Source organism: Pigmentiphaga litoralis (genome assembly GCF_013408655.1).
Lineage (GTDB): Bacteria > Pseudomonadota > Gammaproteobacteria > Burkholderiales > Burkholderiaceae_B > Pigmentiphaga > Pigmentiphaga litoralis_A.
On the sequence record NZ_JACCBP010000002.1, the window covers coordinates 71,607 to 92,005 of the forward strand.

Consider the following 20,399-nt stretch of genomic DNA (forward strand, 5'->3'; position numbering starts at 1 on the left):
CGTTGCTCACGAGAGTAAATGTGGGTTCGGCCCCCTCGGGCCTATAATCGACTCAATTGTATGAGAATCGCTGGGGTGGCTCATGCTTGACCGCGAAGGTTACCGTCCCAACGTCGGCATCATCCTCGTGAATCAACGTAACGAGGTCTTTTGGGGCAAGCGAATCAACGAACACTCCTGGCAGTTTCCGCAGGGGGGCATCAAGCACGGTGAAAGCCCTGCGCAAGCCATGTTCCGCGAGCTCTATGAAGAAGTGGGCTTGAAGCCCGAGCATGTCCGTATCTTGGGAAGAACGCGAGACTGGTTACGCTATAACGTGCCCGATCATTTCGTCAGACGCGAATGGAGAGGGCACTACAAGGGGCAAAAACAGATCTGGTTCCTGCTGCGAATGCTGGGCCGGGACTGTGATGTCTGCCTGCGCGCGTCCACGCATCCGGAATTCGATGCGTGGCGCTGGAGCGATTATTGGGTCCCGTTGGACGCCGTCATCGAATTCAAGCGCGATGTGTACACGCTGGCGCTGAACGAGCTGTCGCTCGTGCTGTTTCGCCGCAGCCACGAAACGCGCTATCTGCGCCAGCACGTGGGCACGCATCGCCGCACGCAAACCGAAGAACAACCGTTGCTGAAAAGCGGCGCGCCGGAAATCGAATGATGCTTTTGAACGCTGGGACACCCGCGCCTGCCGCGGGGAATACGCCTGACTTCGCACGGGGCCGCACCTGGCTGCGCCGCGCGGTCATGACCGGAGTCGCCGTGGGCCTGGTGGCCGGGCTGGCCGCTTGCGGCGCGCCGCGTCAGCCGGGCACCTATCTGCTCGACGATCTGGACGAAGACAAGATGCTGCCCGACGCGGGCTGGGAAGAACTCCGGACCCAGCTGCCGCCCGTGCCGACCAGGACCGACACCTTGCCGATCGAACCGATGTCGGTGCGGCAGAACCGTACCTTCGATTTCGGGATCGACCCGCGGTCGGTCGGCGTGGCGCCCGGCGGGATTGTGCGCTACACGCTGTACCAGGTCAGTGATCGGGGTGCCGAAACGGCCAGCTACGAGTCGATCCGCTGCCGCAGCAAGGAATGGCGGCCGGTGGCCACGCTGCGCAAGGGGACGGGGTGGGAGCGGCCTTACCAGGAAGCCTGGCGCCCGATCGACAACGATTCGGTCCAGCAGGTGCTGCGCAATGGTGTGTTCTGCACCGGCGGCGGCCCGGCTGCCGTGCGGCCGCAGGACCTGGTCTACCGCTTGCGGAACTGGACGCGCTACGCGGATGCGACGGCGCCCGACCTGTTCCGGTGAACCGGGCGGGGTGGGTGGCCGCGGCATTTTCTGCGTGCGGCTTGTCTGCCTACCGAACCACCAGATTGTCGCGATGCATCAGCTCGGGCGCTTCCATGCTGCCCAGGATCGCGGCGATCTGGCTGGACGCCTTGCGCATGATGCGCCGGGTGTCGCTGGCTGAATAATTGATCAGCCCCCGGGCCAGTTCCTGGCCCGAAGCGTCGATGCACGCCACCACATCCCCCCGCTCGAATTCCCCTTCCACGGCCGTGACGCCGATTGGCAGCAAGCTTTTGCCATCGCGGGTCAGCGCCTTGGCGGCGCCTTCGTCCAGGGTGATGCGCCCGCGCAATTGCAGGTGATCGGCCAGCCACTGCTTGCGGGCCGACAGCATCGGCACGGACGCACGCAGTTCGGTGCCGATACACTCGCCACCGGCCAGCCGTTCCAGGATGTTGGGTTCGCGGCCCGAGGCGATCACGGTGTGCGCGCCACTGCCGGCCGCGCGTTTGGCGGCCAGGATCTTGGTCAGCATGCCGCCGCGGCCCAGGCTGCTGCCCGCGCCGCCCGCCATCAGTTCCAGCGCCGGGTCGCCGGCGTTGGCCAGCGAGATGAACCGGGCGTCGGGCTGCTTGCGCGGGTCGGCCGAATACAGCCCAGCCTGATCCGTCAGGATCACGAGCGCGTTGGCTTCGATCAGATTGGTCACGAGCGACCCGAGCGTGTCGTTGTCGCCGAACTTGATCTCGTCGGTCACGACCGTGTCGTTTTCATTGATGATGGGCACGACACCCAGGCGCAGCAGCGTGAACAGGGTCGACCGTGCGTTCAGGTAGCGGCGGCGGTCCGACAGGTCGTCATGGGTCAGCAGGATCTGCGCGGTATGGATGCCATGCTGCGCAAAGCTGGTTTCATAGGCTTGCGCCAGGCCCATCTGCCCCACGGCGGCCGCAGCCTGCAATTCGGGAATGTGGGTGGGGCGCTTGTCCCAGCCCAGGCGCAGCATGCCTTCGGCAATCGCGCCGCTCGACACCAGCACCACGTCCTTGCCCATCGCGCGCAGCTGCGCGATCTGCGCCGCCCACCGGGCCAGGGCCTGGCGATCCAGGCCGCGGCCCTCGTCGGTCACAAGGGAGGAACCCACTTTTACTACCAGGCGCTTGGCCTCGGCGATCACTGAAGTCGATGTCATCGGGAAGGGCCTGACGATTTAACGGAAGCGGGGATCGTCGCTGCGTTTGACGAAGGCTTCGCCATCCTGGTCGTCCTGGTCTTCGTCGCGGATGGCATCGTTGCCATGCGCGCCGTGGCCGGCGTCGTCGTCCGAACCGGGGTAGTCACCGGCATCCACGCCGGCTTGCGCTGCCGACATGACCGCATCGTGTTCGGCCCGGGCCGACGCCGCCGACCGGCTGTCGGCAAAACGCGAGTCCTGGTCGAAGGCCTGTTCGGCCAGGCGCTGTTCATCCAGCCAGTTCTGCAAGGCCCACACCAGTTCCTGGGTGCCGGCGCCGCTCAGCGCCGAAATGCCGAACACCGGACCATCCCAGCCCAGTTCATAGCAGAACGCTTCCTGCAGACCCTTGGGGTCGTCCACCATGTCCAGCTTGTTCAGGATCAGCCAGCGTGGCTTGTTGTAGAGCTCTTCGTCATAGCGGCGGAGTTCTTCGACGATCGCGCGCGCTTCGTGCACGGGGTCGACCGACGAATCCAGCGGGGCCACGTCCACCAGGTGCAGCAGCACGCGGGTGCGCGACAGGTGACGCAGGAACTGGTGACCCAGGCCCGCGCCGTCGGATGCGCCTTCGATCAGCCCGGGAATGTCGGCGATCACAAAGCTGCGATCCGTGTCGGTGCGGACCACGCCCAGGTTCGGGTGCAGGGTGGTGAACGGATAGTCCGCCACCTTGGGCCGCGCGTTCGACACCTTGCGGATCAGGGTGGACTTGCCGGCGTTCGGCATGCCCAGCAGGCCCACATCGGCCAGCACCTTCAGTTCCAGCTTGAGCTTGCGCTGACCGCCTTCGGCGCCGAACGTGAACTGGCGCGGGGCGCGGTTCGTGCTCGACTTGAAGTGCAGGTTGCCCAGGCCGCCGGCGCCGCCCGCCGCCAGCACGACGCGCTGGCCATGGGTCGACAGGTCGAACAGGAATTCACCGGTGTCCGCGTCGTGCACGATCGTGCCGACGGGCATCCGCAGGGTGATGTCCTTGCCGCCCGCGCCGTACCGGTCGGACCCGCTGCCCTGTTCGCCGTTCTGGGCGCGGTGCAGCCGGGCGTACCGGTAGTCGATCAGGGTGTTGATGTTGCGGTCGGCGATCGCGTAGATCGTGCCGCCACGTCCGCCGTCGCCGCCATCGGGGCCGCCGAAGGGAATGAATTTTTCGCGGCGAAAGCTCGCCACGCCGTTGCCGCCCTTGCCGGCAATGACTTCGATGGTGGCTTCGTCGACGAATTTCATGATCAGTACCGCAAATAGGAACCGCCGCTGTGAATCAACGGCAAAACAGCGTCAGTCAGGCCGACGCCGGAAACAGGGGAGTGCAAAAATCAGGACTGCAAAAAACAAAGGTCCTGCCACGCGAGAGACAGGACCCATTGTGCACGACCTAGACGCCGCAATGCGTGGCAGGCGCAATGGCCTGCCGCGCAGGGCTGACGGCTATCAGGCCGGTACGATCGAGACGACCTGCTTGCGCAGGGCGCCCTTGAACGCGAACGTCACACGGCCTTCGCTCAGCGCGAACAGGGTGTGGTCCTTGCCCATGCCAACATTCACGCCGGCGTGGAAACGCGTACCGCGCTGACGCACGATGATCGAACCTGCCGAGATGACTTGACCACCGTAGGCTTTGACGCCCAGGCGCTTTGATTCTGAGTCGCGGCCGTTCCGTGTAGAACCGCCGCCCTTCTTCTGTGCCATTTTGAACTCCTACTACTCTTAAGATTCTTGCCCGCTACGCCGGCAATCCAGGGAACATCCAGCCTGCTTTAGGCGGTGATGGTGCCGATCTGGATTTCGGTGTAGTTCTGACGGTGGCCCTGGCGCTTCTGGTAGTGCTTGCGCCGACGCATCTTGAAAATGCGGACCTTGTCATGACGACCGTGTGCAAGAATCGTTGCCGTAACGACCGCGGTGGTCAGGAGGGGAGCGCCGATCACGATCTGATCGCCTTCACCCACTGCCAACACCTGGTCCAGCGTGATTTCTTGCCCAATGTCTGCCGGTATCTGTTCTATCTTCAATTTTTCACCAGTAGCAACGCGATATTGCTTGCCACCGGTTTTTATGACCGCGTACATGGGATAACCTCTAGCTTCTTTCTTGGGTTGTTTGCAAGGCCGCGGCGGACAACGTCCGGCAGCCATGCTGAGGGTCGTGCTGATAGTGCTGACGCGAAGCCTGCCGGAATGCAGCGCCAAGGGGCGTGCGGGCGTCACTTCATGATGCGTCGTTGGTAGTGCGTATTGCCTGTAGTGCATCTTTCTGCAGTGCTCCGTACGCATTCAACACGCTGCATGCGCACGTATTCATCCTTTTGACAGGGTGAACATGCGACTATAGCAAGACTTGTTTCACGGCGTCAACCCGAGCCGTGGCGGGCGCGCAGCACCGTATAATCGGGGAACGCGCGCCGGGGTTTCCCCGATGTGCCGAACGACTGCAGGGCAATCTGCACGTCTGCCGCCGACCGGGGTTCTCGGTCATTGATCACTGTCCTGGCCGCCGGGTGTGCACCCGACCTTCGGCAGCCAGTTTGCCGCCCGGATTCCCCTTGAGCCTGCCTACGCTGTTTGCCCCGATCGCCGACGACATGAAAGCTGTCGATGCCGTGATCCGCGCGCGTCTCGACTCCGATGTGCCGCTCATCCGCACCATTGCCGATTACATCATCGGCGCGGGCGGCAAGCGGATGCGGCCTGCCTTGCTATTGTTGATCGCGCGTTCCCTCAATTACCAGGGCACCAACCATCACCTGATGGCAGCCGTGGTCGAATTCATCCACACGGCCACCCTGCTGCACGACGACGTCGTCGACGAATCCAGCCTGCGCCGCGGCCGGCCCACCGCCAACGCGGTGTTCGGCAACGCCGCCAGCGTGCTGGTGGGCGACTTCCTGCATTCCCGCTCGTTCCAGATGATGGTCGAGACCGGATCCGTGCGCGTCATGCAGATCCTGGCCGACGCCACCAACGTGATTGCCGAAGGCGAAGTGCTGCAGCTATTGAATGTGCACGATCCCCTGGTGACCGAAGAACGCTACTTCCAGGTGGTCCGCTACAAGACTGCGCGCCTGTTCGAAGCATCGTCGCAACTGGGCGCCGTGCTGGCCGGGGCCACCCCCGAACAGGAAGCCGCCGCGACCGAATTCGGCCGCCGCATCGGCACTGCCTTCCAGCTGATCGACGACGTGCTCGACTACAGTGGGGACGCCGATGCCCTGGGCAAGAACCTGGGCGACGACTTGCGCGAAGGCAAACCCACCCTGCCGTTGATCCGCGTCATGAACGTCGGCACGCCGTCGCAGCAGGCCCTGATCCGCGAAGCCATCGAGACGGGCGAAGGCGACTTTGCCGCCGTCGCCGCCGCCATCCGCGAGTCCGACGCCCTGGCCTACACCCGCCAGCGCGCAGTGGAAGAAGCCGATGCGGCGCGGCAGGCGCTGGAGGCCTATCCCATTTCCGATTTCAGAAATTCTTTGATAGAATTCTGCGCTTTCGCGGTCAATCGAGATCGCTGAAAGAATCCCGTGATCGGGCGACCGGTCAGAAGTAGCGTTACCGTCGGGGCGTAGCTCAGCCCGGTAGAGTACTGCGTTCGGGACGCAGGAGTCGGAGGTTCGAATCCTCTCGCCCCGACCAAGAATCGGAAAGCCGGATCATCTTTGGATGATCCGGCTTTTTTCGTTGTGCTCAGGCTCGGGTGATAGCCCGCATGGCGGGCTCGGGATAAGACGAAAAAAGCCCGCATTGCGGGCTTTTTGGTACTGCGTGCGTCCCCCAGGGAACCTGCACATTTATGTCCATGTGCCGGCCCGGTCTGAGCGGCTAGTGGTTCTATAGTAGCCAAGTCCAAACATCGTCGTCAACATCCTGGCCCGACCTTTCCGCCCATGCCTCATCGAGCCGCGATTCAAGCCGCTATTTCCCCTGCAAGAATGGGCACCTTCATGAAGGCGGCGCGGCTGCCCAATGATCTTCAGAGCGCCATTGACCTCTACAACTGGAATGCCCACGTGTCGGCTGCTTTTCTTCATCCCTTGCACATCTGTGAGGTCGTCGTGAGGAACACGATTTCTGAAGCGATAGAAGCCACACACGGCGCGGGCTGGCCATGGTCGCGGGGCTTCCTGTTGAATCTGCCGGATTCGGGCAACTTCAATCCTCGTAAAGAGCTTGTGCTGGCAGCGGAAAAGGTCCGGCGCAGGCACGGACCAGCAGCTCCAACCGGAGCCGTCGTCGCAGAGATCAAGTTCGCATTCTGGGAATCGATGCTGACTGCCCGATTTGATGCGGGTCTTTGGGACAAGCATTTGCATCGGGTTCTGCCGCAGGTGCCTCGTTCCACGAAATACAGCGTGGTGCGCGCGTCCATGAATGCCCAACTGAAAACGCTGCGTCATCTTAGGAACCGCATTGCTCACCATGAGCCAGTCTTCCAGATGCCCCTGGCAGACCACCTGGATGCAATAAGCCAATTGGTAGGGATGCGTTGCTGGCACACGCGTGACTGGCTGATGCGCTCGCAAAAGGTCGGTGGCCTCCTGGCTGCTCGGCTGTAAGCGCGACAGCCTGACTGCGCCATGACCATCCCGTGACCATGCCGTGACGTTGGCGTGACGCTGATATGACCGATTTGCCGCAGCCTTGTAGGAACTGTGGTGTTTGCAGCAACAACGACCGGCTTGGGTGGCCGGTTTTTTTTCGTGCTGCGGCGGGCGTGGGTGTCAACCTCGTGTAAGGGAATGTCTGTCAGAGGATGTGTCAGGGACACCCATGCACGGGACGGGTTGTATTCCTTACTTGTCGGGGAGTGAAGTTTTGACAGGATTGGCTTGGCTGCTCAACAGGAAGCAGTATAGGTCCTGAAGTATGTAGGCAGGCTTCTTACCGTCCTTAGGTGGAACATACGTAAAAGCCCGCTGTAGCGGGCTTTTCGGCAAGTGTCGCCATTTTTGAGACATACAAGATTAGAACCGGGAAAGTAGTCCTTTTCGAACGATGTACATCTTGGCCGTCATTCACTATTTGTAAGGATTACCACGTAAATATAGATTCTACATAGTCCGGTTGCGTTGAAGCAGCCGGCCCTTTGCAGCGGCGGAAGACCCCTTGAGCACCCATCCCAGCCTTGACGACCCGATCGCGTCCAACGTGACGATCGATGACGCCGTGACCGGCGTCGCCATGCCTGAACCGGAAGACGTAGCTGCGTCGCCGGCGTCCAACGGACTGCTCAATACCGTGCGGTCGTCGCTGTTTGCCTGGCCGTCGGCCCTGGCCGCGACCGTGCTCGCCGCCTGCGGTGGCGGTGAAGGCGGTGCGGAAGTCGGGTCTGCAGTAGCGACCCCGACGCCAACGCCGACCCCGACCCCGACCCCGACGCCAACGCCGACCCCGACGCCAACGCCGACGCCAACGCCGACGCCAACGCCGACACCGACGCCAACCCCGACGCCGACGCCAACCCCGACGCCCACGCCGACGCCAACGCCCACGCCGACGCCGACACCGACACCGACACCCACCCCAACACCCACCCCGACGCCGGACCCCACCCCGACGCCGCAGCCGACCCCCCAGCCGACGCCTCAGCCCACGCCCGAGCCGACCCCGCAGCCGCAGCCCGCGATCGCGCCCACGGCTGCCGAAGCGTCGCGCTTCCTGCAGCAAGCGCAATTCTCGGCGTCGGATGCGGAAATCTCCGCAGTGCAGACGGCCGGCTACAAGGCGTGGCTGGATCAGCAATTCAACGCCCCGTCCGCCATCAGCGGCTGGGACTGGCTGATCAGCCGCGGCCTGAACGGCAGCAACCAGAACGGCAACTTCTTCCCGATCAACTACATGGCGTGGCACCAGCTCATCATGAGCGGCGACGCCGTGCGCAAGCGTGTCGCGCTCGCCCTGTCCGAAATCTTCGTGGTGGCCGCCGAAAACGTGCAGGGCGCCGAACGGCCGCTGTTCCTGCTGGCCGCCTACTGGGACATGCTGTCCAGCAATGCCTTCGGCACCTATCGCCAGCTGCTTGAAGCGGTCACGCTGAACCCGGCCATGGGCTATTTCCTGAACGTGCGGGGCAACCAGAAGGCCAACCCCAGCACCGGCCGCGCACCCGACGAGAACTTCGGCCGCGAAGTCATGCAGCTGTTTTCGATCGGGCTGTACGAACTGAACCAGGACGGCTCGCTCAAGACCGACGGCAACGGTCAGCCGATCGAAACCTACAACCAGGCCACCGTGACAGCCATGGCCAGCGTCTTTACGGGCTGGGACTACGACTACACGCAAGGCCACACGCAAGAAAATCCGGTGCAGGTGCGCCTGCCCATGAAGCTCAACGCCGCCTTGCACTCGACCGCGGCCGCCAGCTTCCTGGGCACGAACGTGGCGGCCGGCACGGACGGCGCGACCGCGCTCAAGGTGGCGCTCGACACCCTGGCCAACCATCCGAACGTGGCGCCCTTCATTGGCCGTCAGCTGATCCAGCGTCTGGTCACCAGCAATCCCAGCCCGGCCTATATCGGCCGCGTGTCGGCAGTCTGGAACAACAATGGCTCGGGCGTCCGGGGTGACCTGAAGGCGGTGCTCCGCGCGATCCTGCTGGACGACGAAGCTCGCAGCGGCAGCATCGCCAGCGGTCCGACCTGGGGCAAGCTGCGCGAACCCATGGTCCGCTTCATCCAGTGGGCACGCACCTTCAACGCCAGCTCGCCGTCGGGCGAATGGACCCTGGGCGATTTGAACAGCAGCTCGTGGGCCCTGGGGCAGAGCCCGTTCTACTCGTCATCGGTCTTCAACTTTTTCCGGCCGGGCTATGTGCCGCCCGATACCGCATTGGCCGCGACCGGCCAGGTGGCGCCTGAATTCCAGATCACGAACGAATCGACCGTGGCCTGCTACATCAACTTCATGGCCGACACCGTCCGCAAGGGCTTTGTGCAACTGGTGCCCAACTACAGCAAGGAACTCAGCATCGCCGCCGACGCCACCGCATTGGTGGACCGCGTCAACCTGTTGATGTCGGGCCGGCAACTCAGCGCCGCGACCCTCAACACCATCGTGACCGCCGTGTCGTCGATCTCGGCCAATTCGGCCGACGGTCTGAAGAACCGGGTCTATGCCGCCATCCTGTTGGTGATGGCTTCCCCGCAATACATCGTCCAGAAATAGGCCCCGCCATGACTCCTCTTCATTCTTCGGGCCAGCTCGCCCGCCGCGCCTTCCTGCGCCGCGCGGGTCAACTCGGACTGGCCGGCGTGGCCACGCCGTGGGCACTCAACCTTGCCGCCATTGGCGAGGCTGCCGCCTTTACGGCGTCGGACTACAAGGCGCTGGTCTGCGTGTTCCTGTACGGCGGCAACGATCACGGCAACACCGTGATCCCGGTCGACGCCGCCAACTATGCCAAGTACGCCACGATCCGTGGCGGCCTCGGCCTGCCGCAAGCCAGCCTGGCCGGCACGACGCTCGACCCGTCGACGGCCCTGCCCAACGGCATGAAGCTGGCCCTGGCGCCGCAAATGACCGGCCTCAAGCAATTGTTCGACAGCGGCCGCATGGCGGTGCAATTGAACGTGGGCCCGCTGCGCGTGCCGACCACCCTGGCGCAATATCAGGCGCGTTCGGTGCCGCTGCCGCCCAAGCTGTTTTCGCACAACGACCAGCAATCCATCTGGCAGTCGTCGCAGACCGAAGGCGCAACGCGCGGCTGGGGCGGTCGCATGGGTGACCTGGCCATGGCCAATAACGGCAGCTCGGTCTTCACCTGCATTTCCGTGTCCGGCAACGCCGTGTACCTGTCGGGCGATTCCGCCCTGCAATACCAGGTCAGCCCGTCGGGCCCCGTGTCGATGTGGCCTACCAAAAGCGGCCTGTATGGATCGAACGCGTGCAGCGCGGCGCTCAAGTCGCTCATTACCGGTTCGAGCACGCACACGCTGGAAAACGAATACGCCCGTGTGACCAGCCGTTCCATCGCGGCCGAAGCGCAAGTCGGTGCGGCGCTGGCCGGCATTCCCACGTCCACCACGGCCTACCCCGCCGACAACCCGCTGGCTGCGCAGCTGCAGATGGTGGCCAAGCTGATTTCGGCACGCAGCGCGCTGGGCACCAAACGCCAGGTGTTCATGGTGTCGATGGGCGGCTTCGACTTGCATGACGGCCTGCCCTATCAGCACCCGGCCTTGCTGGCCAAGGTGTCGGAAGCCATGACCGCCTTCTACGCCAACACGGTGGAACTGGGCATTGCCAACAGCGTGACGGCCTTCACGGCATCCGACTTTGGCCGCACGCTGGTGTCCAACGGCGACGGCTCCGACCACGGCTGGGGCTCGCACCACTTCGTGGTGGGCGGCGCGGTCAAGGGCAAGCAGTTCTACGGCACGGCGCCGTCGGTGTCGGTCAACGGGCCGGACGATGTCGGTCAGGGCCGCCTGTTGCCGACCACGTCGGTCGATCAGTTCGCGGCGACGATGGCCCGCTGGTTTGGCGTGTCCGACAGCGAGTTGAGCCTGGTGGTGCCGGGCATCGGCAACTTCGGTTCGCGCACGATGGGCTTCCTGTAAGGCGTGCACGTCGCCTTGCAACCGCACACGGGCTGGCCGGGTTATCCCTCGGTCAGCCGCGTTTCTTACCAAACCGTAACCCCTGAGCAAGCTCAATATTGAGCGATACCGGGCGTCGCGGGCGATTCCTGCCTATCCATACGGTAAGGCGCATTCCGGTTTCTGCCGGCCTTGCACTCCTAGACTGGAAGCTCACTAGTCAAGGAGTTGCCATGGTTACGCTACTCATCGTTGTAGGTCTCATCGGCGGCACGTGCGCCCTCATTTACGGCATGGTCATGCTGGCCATGATGGTCGGCAAGAAGTCCAAGGGCATCAAGGCGCAGACCGTGGTCGCATCATCGTCGCCGGCCAAACGCGCACACACGACCGTCCCCTGACCGTCATGCGGTCAGACATCCGTCACGTCGCGACGCGGCGGTTATCCCCGCGCTTCAGTCGGCCGCCCCCGGTGGCTGGCTGAGGAGCGGCCACACCATGGCCACGCACGTGGCGATGTTGCGTCGCCGGGTACGCCGGTCGGGCAGCTTGCCGGGTTCGACCAGCGCGCGCAGTTGCAGGCCCCCCAGCGCGGCGCCCACCATAATGGGCAGCAGCGGCTGGATCGTCCTGGCATTCCAGGCCGGAAAGACACGTGTCAGCGCATCGCGCAGATAGCTTTCACCGCGATCGAGTGCGGCGGTAAAGAACTGCTGGCTCAGTTCCGGCGCATGCAGCGTTTCGCAAATCGCCAGGCGGGTCATCGACACCTGCCTGGGCATCAGAATGAAATCCACCAGTCCAGTCAGCACGTCCGTCAGCGCCGCGCGGGTGTCGGCGACCGTCTTGCCGCCTTCGTAGGCCAGGATGGGAAAGGCCTCATTGTCGGCGATCAGGGACGAGAACAGGGTGGCCTTGTCCGCGAACACCGCATACAGCGTTTTCTTCGACATGCCGCAGGCCCGGGCGATGTCGTCCATGCTCGTGTCGCCATATCCCTTTGCGGTGAACAGCGCTTCGGCGGCGTCCAGGATGCGGCGCCGCCTGTCGGTTGCCGACAACACAGGGGGGCGTCCGGGCCCCTTTTTTTCGGTCGTGTCGGTGTCTTGCGTCATCGGAGCGGTCACAAGCCTTGATTAAGGAAACTCAATAGTTCCATAATACGGGCTTCCCCCTCTTTTGACTACCGATCATGGACAAACGCGCTTTGCGCATCGCCATCATCCTGGGCGCTCTCAGCGCGCTCGGGCCGCTGGCCATCGATATGTATCTGCCGGCGCTGCCGATGATGGTGAACGATCTCGCCACCAATGACGGCGCGGTTCAACGCAGCCTAATGTCGTTTTTTATCGGGCTGACGCTTGGCCAGCTGGTGTACGGGCCGGTGTCCGACAAGGTCGGCCGCAAGCCCGTGATCTATGTGGGCCTGGCGCTGTTCACGCTGGGGTCGATCGGCTGCGCGATGGCCACGTCGATCGACCAGCTGACCCTGCTGCGGCTGGTGCAGGGCCTGGGCGGATCGATCGGCATGGTGATCGGCATGGCTGTGGTGCGTGACCTGTACACGGGCGCGCTGGCAGGGCGGCTCATGTCGCTGATGATCATGGTGCTGGGCATCGCGCCGATTCTTGCGCCGCTGTTCGGCAGCGTGGTGCTGTCGGTGGCCACATGGCAGATCATCTTTATCGTGCTGGCCATCTACGGCGTGGTGGCGATCGCCGTCGTGGCGCGCTTCCTGCCTGAAAGCCGGATGCCGGAACTGCGCGCGGTCAGCCATCCATCGGCCGCGTTCAAGCATTACGCCGGCCTGCTGGTCAGCAGCAAGTTCATTCCCTATGTGCTGGCCTTGGCCCTGGCGCAGGCCGGCTTCTTTGCCTACCTGTCGGCGTCGTCCTTCGTCTTCATCTCGCTACACGGCCTGTCGCCCATGGCGTACAGCATCATCTTCGGCGTCAATGCCGTGGGCCTGATTGCCGGCGCGCAATTGAATGCACGCTTCGTGCGCAAGCATGGCGCAGCGCCGGTGGTGCGGTGTGCGACGGTGGTGTATGCAATCGCGGCCGTCGTGCTGGCCCTGGCCGACCAGGCGGGCTATGCCAGCCTGCCCCTGCTGTGCGTGCTGCTGTTCGTCGTGATCACCAGCATGGGCTTTTTGTTGCCGCCCAGCACCATGCTGGCGATGGAAGCGCACGGCGCGATTGCCGGCACGGCCGCCGCATTGATGGGCGCGTTCCAGTTTGGTCTGGGCGCCATCGGCAGCGCGATCGTCGCGGCATTGGCCGACGGCACGGCAGCGCCGATGCTGGGTGCGATTGCAGGCTGCGGCGTGGCCGCCGCGCTGGTGGCGAACCTGGCGTTTCCAAAGCGGACAGCGCCCGCCAATGCGGGGGCCGCCGCGCATTGAGGCGCGCCTGCCGCGAGCCAGCGCGACAACAAAAAAGCGCGGGGAAGTTTGGTCTTCCGCGCGCTTTTTTTATGCCGCGATGCGTTCGGCGCAAGGCAGGGCAATGCAGTTCAGATCAGCGCTTCTTGCCGATGCCGAACATGCCCAGAAACGAACGCCACATGGCTTTCAGGCCAATGGCCAGCATGTTGATTTCCTGCACCGGCTCGTCGTTGGCCACGGGGGGCTGACGATAGGCGGGTGCGGGGGAGGGCGCTGCCCCTGCCGTCGAGCTTGGGCTGACAGGCGCGACAGGTGACGCCGCGCCATCGGCTGCGGCAGCCATCGCCGCCATGGATGCCGGGGCATGCACACCGGTCGATGCGGGCACCGCAGCCGTCGCCGCGGCCACGCCGGCAGCCGGTGCGGCGTGGGACGACGTGTCGGTCACGCCCGGTGCGCCGGAAGCCCCTGCCGGCATCGCGGCAGGCGCCGCTGAAGGTGCCACAGCAGGCGCAACAGCAGGCGCAGCCGCCGGCGCCGCCCCGTCAGGCTGCGCGAACGACTTGGCCAGGTTCTTTTCGAACTGCTTCAGGATCTGCGCCGCCACTTCCGAAATCATGCCGCTGCCGCGGCCATACTGCGCGACCGATCCGGACAATGCCAGATTCGTCGTCACCAGCACATCAGTGCCGGCGCCCGCTTCGGTCAGCGCAAAGCTGAATTCCGACTGCGCGCCGCCACGGCCTTTCGGGTCGACGCCCGACCCTTTCAGCCACGCGATGTGGGCCACGTCGTCCTGCTTGACGAGTTCCACCAGGCCATTGAACGTCAACGAGACCGGGCCCAGCTTGACGCTGACCGACCCCTTGTACTTGCCCGGCCCGACGACTTCCGTCAGCTTGGCGCCCGGCAGGCAAGGCATGATGCGCGGCACGTCAAGCAGCAGCGCCCAGGCTTGGTCGATGGGCAGCGGAACGTGAAATTTATTGGTGAATTCCATGCGGTTTTCCTAGCGGAGATGTGCGTCGTGGCCGGTCGCGTCGATCAATTCGAGCAGACGCACCGGGCCCAGCGGGGATTCGGCGATCCGCACGCCGATGTCCGACAGGGCATGTTCCACCGCGCCGATGATGGCCGATGCAACGGGGATCGTGGCGGTTTCGCCGATGCCCTTGACGCCCAACGGGTTGAGCGGCGACGGGAAGTTGCAGAACAGCACGTCGATGTGCGGCAATTCGGGCGCGGTCGGCAGCAGGTATTCGGCAAAGGTGGTCGACACCGGCTGCGCGCTTTCATCGTAGGCCATGAACTCGAACAGCGCATTGCCGATGCCGTGCACCACACCGCCGTGCACCTGGCCTTCGGCCACTTGCGGGTTGATCAGGTTGCCGCTGTCCTGCACGGCCACGTAGCGCGTCAGCGTGATCGCGCCGGTCATGGGGTCGACCTCGACCTCGCAGCCATGCGATGCGCCGGCATAGGTCTGGTCATCGCAATGAAAATGCGACGTGGCTTCCAGGCCGGGGTCCGATGCATAGGGCAAGGAATACCCGGGTGCGCCTTTCATGGCGAGTGCGATCTGCGCCAGCGACAGGCTCTTGCCTTCGGCGCCGGTCACGTAGCCGTCCTGCACCGACATCTCGGACTCGGGTTGCTTGAGCATGGAGGCGGCCACGGCACGCGCCTTGGCCACCACGTCGATCGACGCCTGGTGCACGGCCGACCCGGCCATGATGGTCTGCCGGCTGGCAAAGCCGCCCATGCCGTACCCCACGAACGACGTGTCGCCCGCGATCACATCGATCGCGTCGATCGACACCCCGAAGTGGCCCGCGCAGATCTGCGCAAGCGTGGTCTTCAGGCCCTGGCCCATGGCCAGCGCGCCCGTGTAGACCGTGATCTTGCCCGAGGGCAGCACGCGCACCTTGGCGGTCTCGAACGGGCCGCGGCCGGTGGGCTTGACGCTGTTCGCAATGCCGATGCCCAGATACACGCCGCGCGCCCGGGCCGCATCCTGGCGGGCCTGGAAGCCGGCATAGTCAATGCGTTCCAGCAGCGCCGCCTGCAGCGCCGGAAAGTTGCCACTGTCAACGACTAGGGGCAGGCCGGCACGCGATTTGAGCGGCTTGGTGTACGGAATCTTTTCGGGCGGGATCAGGTTGCGCTGGCGCAGGTCGGCGCGGTCCAGGCCCAACACCAGGGCGGCCTGGTCCAGCAGGCGTTCCATGACGAAGTTGGCTTGCGGATAGCCCGCGCCGCGAATGGTCGCGACCGGCACCTTGTTGGTATGGGCCACCTGCACATCCAGCAGGAAGTTCGGCACCACATACGGACCGGTCAGGGACGACGCCGCGTTGTACGCAACGTTGGTGCCTTGCGGCGTGTAGGCGCCGTGATCGTGGATCATGCTGCCGCGCAGGCCGACGATCTTGCCGGCCGCATCGACCGCCATCTCGGCATGCCAGTACTGGTCCCGTTCCTGGATGGCGCTGGTGAAGTGTTCGCGGCGGTCTTCGACCCACTTGACCGGGCGGCGCAGCTTGCGCGCCACGGCCGGGATCGCGACTTCTTCCGGATAGATCATGAACTTGGCGCCAAAGCCGCCGCCCACGTCGGGCGTGATCACGCGCAGCTTGTCTTCGGGCTGGCCCAGCATCTGCGCAATGGCGGCATGCAGTTCGTGCGCCAGTTGCGTCGACGACCACACCATCAGCGTGTCTGACGAGAGGTCGGGCACGGCCAGCACGCCGCGGCCTTCCATCGAATGCGCGCAGCCGCGATGCACCCAGAAGTCGTCGGCAACGATGGTGTGGCCCGCGGTGAATACCGAATCGCAATCGCCATAGGCCAGCTGATACTGCTGCAGTACATTCGATTCGATCTCGGTGCGCACGGTGGGCGAACCGGGTTCGACCGCGGCGCGGCAGTCCGATACCGCTGGCAGGATGTCGTAGTCGACCATCACCATTTGCGCGGCGTCTTCGGCCAGGTAGCGCGACTCGGCCACCACCACCGCCAGCGCTTCGCCCACGAAGCTGACTTCATCGGGCGCCAGCACGAACGGCGTGGTGTTCTTGGGCATGGTCGGCGACGGAAAGCCCAGCGGCATGCGCAGCGTGGTCACGTCGCCGCGCAGGTCGGCCGCCGAATAGATGCCGACCACGCCGGGCAGATCGGCCGCCATCGACGTGTCGATCGACAAGATACGCGCGTGCGCGTGCGGGCTGCGCACGAAGCAGGCGTGCAGGGGCGCCGTCACGGGCACGTCGTCGACGAAACGCGCCGTGCCGCGCAGCAGCGCCTGGTCTTCCATGCGGCCGACGCTGACGCCGGCGCCGTGTTTAACCCGCGTGTCCATGATCGGGCCTCGCTTTGAGCATGTGGGCCGCGCGCAGCGTCGCGGCAACGATGTTCTGGTATCCGGTGCAGCGGCACAGGTGGCCCGACAGCACGTCGCGCACCGTGGCTTCCGAAGGGTCCGGGTCGTCGGCCAGCAACTCGGCCACCGACATCAGGATACCCGGCGTGCAATAGCCGCATTGCAAGCCATGCAGGTCATGGAAGGCTTGCTGGATCGGGTGCAGCGGGTCGGCCGGATCGGCCAGGCCTTCCACCGTGGAAATCTCGTGGCCATTGCCCTGCACCGCCAGCATCAGGCAGCTGCGTGCCGAATGGCCGTCGACCAGCACCGTACAGGCGCCGCACACGCCGTGCTCGCAGCCAACGTGGGTGCCCGTCAGGCCCAGCTCGCCACGCAGGCAGTCGGCCAGGTGCATGCGCACGTCGACCTCGCACTGGTGGTCCGTGCCGTTGACCTTGAGCATGATGGTGCGCTTTTGCGCGGGATCGAATTCTTCCATGGCTTACCTTGCGATGCGTGAAAGCGCGGTATCCAGGGCGCGGCGCGTCAGCACGCGCGCAAGCCGCTGGCGATACCACGCCGGTACATAGGAATCGCTGCTGGCGTCAATCAGCGCACAGGCGGCCGCGGCGGCATCGAAGGCCGCATTGCCGCGCGAGCCGACCAGCAGCGCTTCGGCGTCCGTCATGCGGACCGGGCCCGAGCCCACGCCGCCCAGGGTGATCGATGCGCGCGCGATGCTGCCGTCGGCGCCCGGCGCCAGCAGGACAGCCACCGACACGATCGCGAAGTCGCCATGGCGGCGCGCGTATTCCAGGAACGACCAGCCGTGGCCGGCAGGCCAGGGCGTGAATGTGATGTCGGTCAGCAATTCGTCGGGTTCCATGGACGGCGTCATGTAGCCGGCCGGGAAATCCGTCATGGCAATCTGGCGTGTGCCGCCCTGGTTGGCGACCGTGATGACCGCATCCATCGCCATCGCAACGGAAGGGATCTCGGCCGCCGGATCCAGCTGGCACAAGCTGCCGCCGACCGTGCCCCGATTGCGGGTCTGGCGATGCCCGACCTGCAAAATGGCTTCGGCCAGCAGCGGCAGGCGGTCCTTGACCACCTGCGAAAATTCCACGTCCCGCTGGCGCGTGAGCGCGCCGATGCGGACCGCGGACCCGTCGTCACGGATATAGCCCAGTTCCTGCAGCCCGTTGATATCGACCAGATGGTCGGGGAACGCAAAACGCATGTTCAGCATCGCCATCAGGGACTGGCCGCCGGCGAGCACGCGAACGTTCTCGTGGGCCGCCAGCAGCCGCAATGCTTCATCGACGCTGGAGGGGGAGTGGTAGCCTACGACGGGAGGTTTCACTACGGCCTGCCTTGTATCAGATCTTCGACAGGTCGAGCGCTGCCGGGTGGAACAGTTCTTCGGGCTTGACCAGGCGCTTCGACAGGCCTTGATCGTAGTGATAGCGCGCGAACGTCTCGATGGTATGGCGGTTGTTTTCCATGCCGAACGGCCAGTAGTCGTCGCCCATCAGTGCCTTGGCTTCGTTCAGGTGATGCACCATCCATGGCAGGGTCACGGCCAGGTGGCAGATCTCGTTCAGTTCGTGGATCGCCATTTCCTTCGACTTGATGAAGGCCTTGTACACGCTCACGGGCAGCCACGGATGCTGTTCGACCAGCGACTTGCGGATGCCGACCATGTGCATGATCGGGAAGATGCGGGTGCGGCGGAAGTAATCCTTTTCGGCCTCGATGTAGTCGCCGAACAGGCGGCCCACATTGGGGGCGCCGCGCAGGAAACACGACGGGGCGCGCGCGCCGATGTAGCCATCGATCTCGCCGTCTTCCAGCATCTGCGACAGGGTCTTGTCGTCGGGGATCTGGGTCAGGTCGATGTCGTCGTCCAGCACGATGGGCGAGCGTTCGCCGCGGCCGGGTTCTTCGATTCCGCCACGCACCCACTTCACGTCACGCGGTTCCAGACCGTATTCGTCTTTCAGGATGCCGCGGATCCACACGTTGGCCGTGATCTGGTATTCGGGCACGCCAATGGTCTTGCCCTTCAGGTCCTGCGGCGTGTTGATGCCGCGGTCGGTGCGCACATAGATGCCCGACTGGCGGAACACGCGCGAAATGAAGGCCGGGATGCCGATGTACTCGTTGTCGCCGCGAGCCGTCGTCATCATGTGACTGCTCATCGAAATTTCGGTGACGTCGAATTCCTGGTAGCGGAATGCGCGGTGGAAAGCTTCTTCCGGTTCGATGGCCGCGGTGACGACCTCGCACCCTTCAATCTGCGCGCGGCCATCCAGAATGGCACGGGTCCGGTCATAGTCGCCACACGAGAGGCTGATCTGCAATTTCTTCATCTGATTTTCTCAAACGATGTTGAACAAAAACCGGCGCATCCGCGCCGGTGGCCACGCAACCGTTAATCTACCTTGAGACCGATTTGCTGCGTCAATTTGGTAAAGCGATCGATGTCGTCGGACACGATCTTGCTGAACTCCGCAGGCGTGCTGGACGTTGGCGCATACACCAGGCCCAGCAGCTTTTCATTGATGTCCGGACGGGCCACGATCTTGGCGACGTCGGCATTGATCTTGTCGACCACGGCCTTCGGCGTCTTGGACGGGGCCAGCAGGCCATGCCACTGGTCGAGCTCATAGCCGGCCATGTTGTTCTCGGCCACGGTCGGCACGTCAGGCAGGAAGGGCGAGCGGCCCTTGGACGTCACCGCCAGCGCGCGCAGCTTGCCGGCCTTCACGTACGGCATGGCCGACGACGCGGTCACGATCGCGACGGGCACCTGCTTGCCGAGCACGTCGGTCAGGGCCGGGCCGCAACCGCGATAGGGAATGTGCTGCATGGCGATCTTGCCCTGCACGTTCAGCATTTCACCCGCCAGATGCTGGGGGGTGCCGTTGCCGCACGAACCGAAGGACACGCCGCCTGCGCCCGGCTTGGCCGCGGCCATCATCTCGGGCAGGGTCTTGTACTGGGACTCGGCCGACACCACGATCACCGACGGCACGAAGGCCACGTTCACGGCAGGCGCAAAGTCGGCCTTGGGATCGAAGGGCAGGTTGCGGAACACGCCTGGGTTGACCGCGAACGAGCTGTTCACCATCAACAGGGTGTAGCCGTCGGCCGGGCTTTCGGCCACGGCGCGGGCGCCGATGTTGCCGCTCGCACCCGTGCGGTTGTCAACGATCACGGTCTGGCCCCAGACCTTCTGGAGTTCGCCGCCGATCAGGCGGGCAAGCAGGTCGGTACCTCCGCCCGGGGGAAAGGTCACGATGATCGTGACGGGCTTGGTCGGGAAGGTCGCAGCATCGGCCGCCACGGCGGTGGCCGATGACAGACAGCTGACGGCCAGCACGGAGGCGCATACTGAAACACGTTTCCAGAACGACATGGAAGACTCCTGCAGAAGGTTCGGGGTAGGGGAGCAAGCATCAAGCAAGCGCTATGCCACTTTGAAAAAATGGCGCCCTCACCGCCCGGGCGCTTCCTGCGATTCGTCAGTATGCTGAGGCATATTATCAGTGTACTGACGGTATGAAAAATTTTTTCGGATCGGCTCGGGGTTAATCCTGAT

Annotated in this window: 19 protein-coding genes and 1 tRNA gene; 9 read left to right on the forward strand and 11 right to left on the reverse strand. The window is 64.3% G+C overall.

The window, feature by feature from the left end; genetic code table 11:
* Window positions 1-82 precede the first annotated feature (82 nt).
* Together HD883_RS20610 and HD883_RS20615 are read left to right on the forward strand one after the other, a co-directional pair.
* The gene (locus HD883_RS20610; RefSeq protein WP_179588875.1) at window positions 83-658 is read left to right on the forward strand and encodes an RNA pyrophosphohydrolase; all 576 of its coding nucleotides are present in this window, start codon (window positions 83-85) and stop codon (window positions 656-658) included.
* Window positions 655-1,302 carry a CNP1-like family protein gene (locus HD883_RS20615; protein ID WP_179588876.1) on the forward strand — a complete coding sequence of 216 codons (648 nt, stop codon included), beginning with the start codon at window positions 655-657 and terminating at the stop codon, window positions 1,300-1,302. The genes HD883_RS20610 and HD883_RS20615 overlap by 4 nt, the downstream gene beginning before the upstream one ends.
* Before the next feature lie 49 nt (window positions 1,303-1,351).
* Here HD883_RS20615 and proB read toward each other — a convergent pair whose 3' ends face one another.
* From proB to rplU, 4 genes are all read right to left on the reverse strand, one after another.
* Window positions 1,352-2,476: a glutamate 5-kinase gene (gene proB, locus HD883_RS20620; RefSeq protein WP_179588877.1), complete on the reverse strand. Its 1,125-nt coding sequence runs from the start codon at window positions 2,474-2,476 to the stop codon at window positions 1,352-1,354.
* 18 nt (window positions 2,477-2,494) lie between these two features.
* Complete coding sequence (gene obgE / locus HD883_RS20625) at window positions 2,495-3,745, reverse strand: GTPase ObgE (protein WP_179588878.1); 1,251 nt, start codon at window positions 3,743-3,745, stop codon at window positions 2,495-2,497.
* Window positions 3,746-3,949: 204 nt separating this feature from the next.
* Window positions 3,950-4,207, reverse strand: a complete 258-nt coding sequence (rpmA, locus tag HD883_RS20630) for a 50S ribosomal protein L27 (RefSeq protein ID WP_179588879.1) — start codon at window positions 4,205-4,207, stop codon at window positions 3,950-3,952.
* Between the two features lie 68 nt (window positions 4,208-4,275).
* Window positions 4,276-4,587 (reverse strand): 50S ribosomal protein L21, encoded by a 312-nt coding sequence (gene rplU, locus HD883_RS20635; protein WP_179589713.1) that lies wholly within the window; start codon window positions 4,585-4,587, stop codon window positions 4,276-4,278.
* 473 nt (window positions 4,588-5,060) lie between these two features.
* On the opposite strand from rplU, the gene ispB reads away from it, so the two are divergent.
* The 6 genes from ispB to HD883_RS20665 all read left to right on the forward strand — a co-directional run bounded on the left by ispB (window position 5,061) and on the right by HD883_RS20665 (window position 11,449).
* Complete coding sequence (gene ispB / locus HD883_RS20640; protein WP_179588880.1) at window positions 5,061-6,026, forward strand: octaprenyl diphosphate synthase; 966 nt, start codon at window positions 5,061-5,063, stop codon at window positions 6,024-6,026.
* Between the two features lie 44 nt (window positions 6,027-6,070).
* Window positions 6,071-6,147, forward strand: a tRNA-Pro gene (locus tag HD883_RS20645).
* Between the two features lie 251 nt (window positions 6,148-6,398).
* On the forward strand, window positions 6,399-7,067 hold the full coding sequence (locus tag HD883_RS20650; protein WP_179588881.1) for an Abi family protein: 669 nt from the start codon (window positions 6,399-6,401) through the stop codon (window positions 7,065-7,067).
* 550 nt (window positions 7,068-7,617) lie between these two features.
* On the forward strand, window positions 7,618-9,675 hold the full coding sequence (locus tag HD883_RS20655) for a DUF1800 domain-containing protein (RefSeq protein WP_257022575.1): 2,058 nt from the start codon (window positions 7,618-7,620) through the stop codon (window positions 9,673-9,675).
* Between the two features lie 8 nt (window positions 9,676-9,683).
* Window positions 9,684-11,069, forward strand: a complete 1,386-nt coding sequence (locus HD883_RS20660) for a DUF1501 domain-containing protein (protein ID WP_179588882.1) — start codon at window positions 9,684-9,686, stop codon at window positions 11,067-11,069.
* Between the two features lie 212 nt (window positions 11,070-11,281).
* Window positions 11,282-11,449, forward strand: a complete 168-nt coding sequence (locus HD883_RS20665; protein ID WP_179588883.1) for a hypothetical protein — start codon at window positions 11,282-11,284, stop codon at window positions 11,447-11,449.
* Window positions 11,450-11,503: 54 nt separating this feature from the next.
* On the opposite strand, the gene HD883_RS20670 is transcribed toward HD883_RS20665, so the two are convergent.
* Window positions 11,504-12,112, reverse strand: a complete 609-nt coding sequence (locus HD883_RS20670; protein ID WP_179588884.1) for a TetR/AcrR family transcriptional regulator — start codon at window positions 12,110-12,112, stop codon at window positions 11,504-11,506.
* Window positions 12,113-12,240: 128 nt separating this feature from the next.
* On the opposite strand from HD883_RS20670, the gene HD883_RS20675 reads away from it, so the two are divergent.
* Entirely contained in the window at window positions 12,241-13,452 is a 1,212-nt protein-coding gene (locus tag HD883_RS20675; protein ID WP_179588885.1) for a multidrug effflux MFS transporter, read from the forward strand.
* Window positions 13,453-13,567: 115 nt separating this feature from the next.
* Here HD883_RS20675 and HD883_RS20680 read toward each other — a convergent pair whose 3' ends face one another.
* The 6 genes from HD883_RS20680 to HD883_RS20705 all read right to left on the reverse strand — a co-directional run bounded on the left by HD883_RS20680 (window position 13,568) and on the right by HD883_RS20705 (window position 20,216).
* Window positions 13,568-14,434: an SRPBCC family protein gene (locus HD883_RS20680; RefSeq protein WP_179588886.1), complete on the reverse strand. Its 867-nt coding sequence runs from the start codon at window positions 14,432-14,434 to the stop codon at window positions 13,568-13,570.
* Window positions 14,435-14,443: 9 nt separating this feature from the next.
* Window positions 14,444-16,792, reverse strand: coding sequence for a xanthine dehydrogenase family protein molybdopterin-binding subunit (locus HD883_RS20685; protein WP_179588887.1), 2,349 nt, complete (start codon window positions 16,790-16,792; stop codon window positions 14,444-14,446).
* Window positions 16,776-17,294 (reverse strand): (2Fe-2S)-binding protein, encoded by a 519-nt coding sequence (locus HD883_RS20690; protein WP_179588888.1) that lies wholly within the window; start codon window positions 17,292-17,294, stop codon window positions 16,776-16,778. Before HD883_RS20690 ends, HD883_RS20685 begins: the two co-directional genes overlap by 17 nt.
* 3 nt (window positions 17,295-17,297) lie before the next feature.
* Complete coding sequence (locus HD883_RS28045; protein WP_179588889.1) at window positions 17,298-18,158, reverse strand: FAD binding domain-containing protein; 861 nt, start codon at window positions 18,156-18,158, stop codon at window positions 17,298-17,300.
* 16 nt (window positions 18,159-18,174) lie between these two features.
* Complete coding sequence (locus tag HD883_RS20700; RefSeq protein WP_179588890.1) at window positions 18,175-19,167, reverse strand: ABC transporter substrate-binding protein; 993 nt, start codon at window positions 19,165-19,167, stop codon at window positions 18,175-18,177.
* Between the two features lie 62 nt (window positions 19,168-19,229).
* The gene (locus HD883_RS20705; RefSeq protein ID WP_179588891.1) at window positions 19,230-20,216 is read right to left on the reverse strand and encodes a tripartite tricarboxylate transporter substrate binding protein; all 987 of its coding nucleotides are present in this window, start codon (window positions 20,214-20,216) and stop codon (window positions 19,230-19,232) included.
* Window positions 20,217-20,399: the final 183 nt, after the last annotated feature.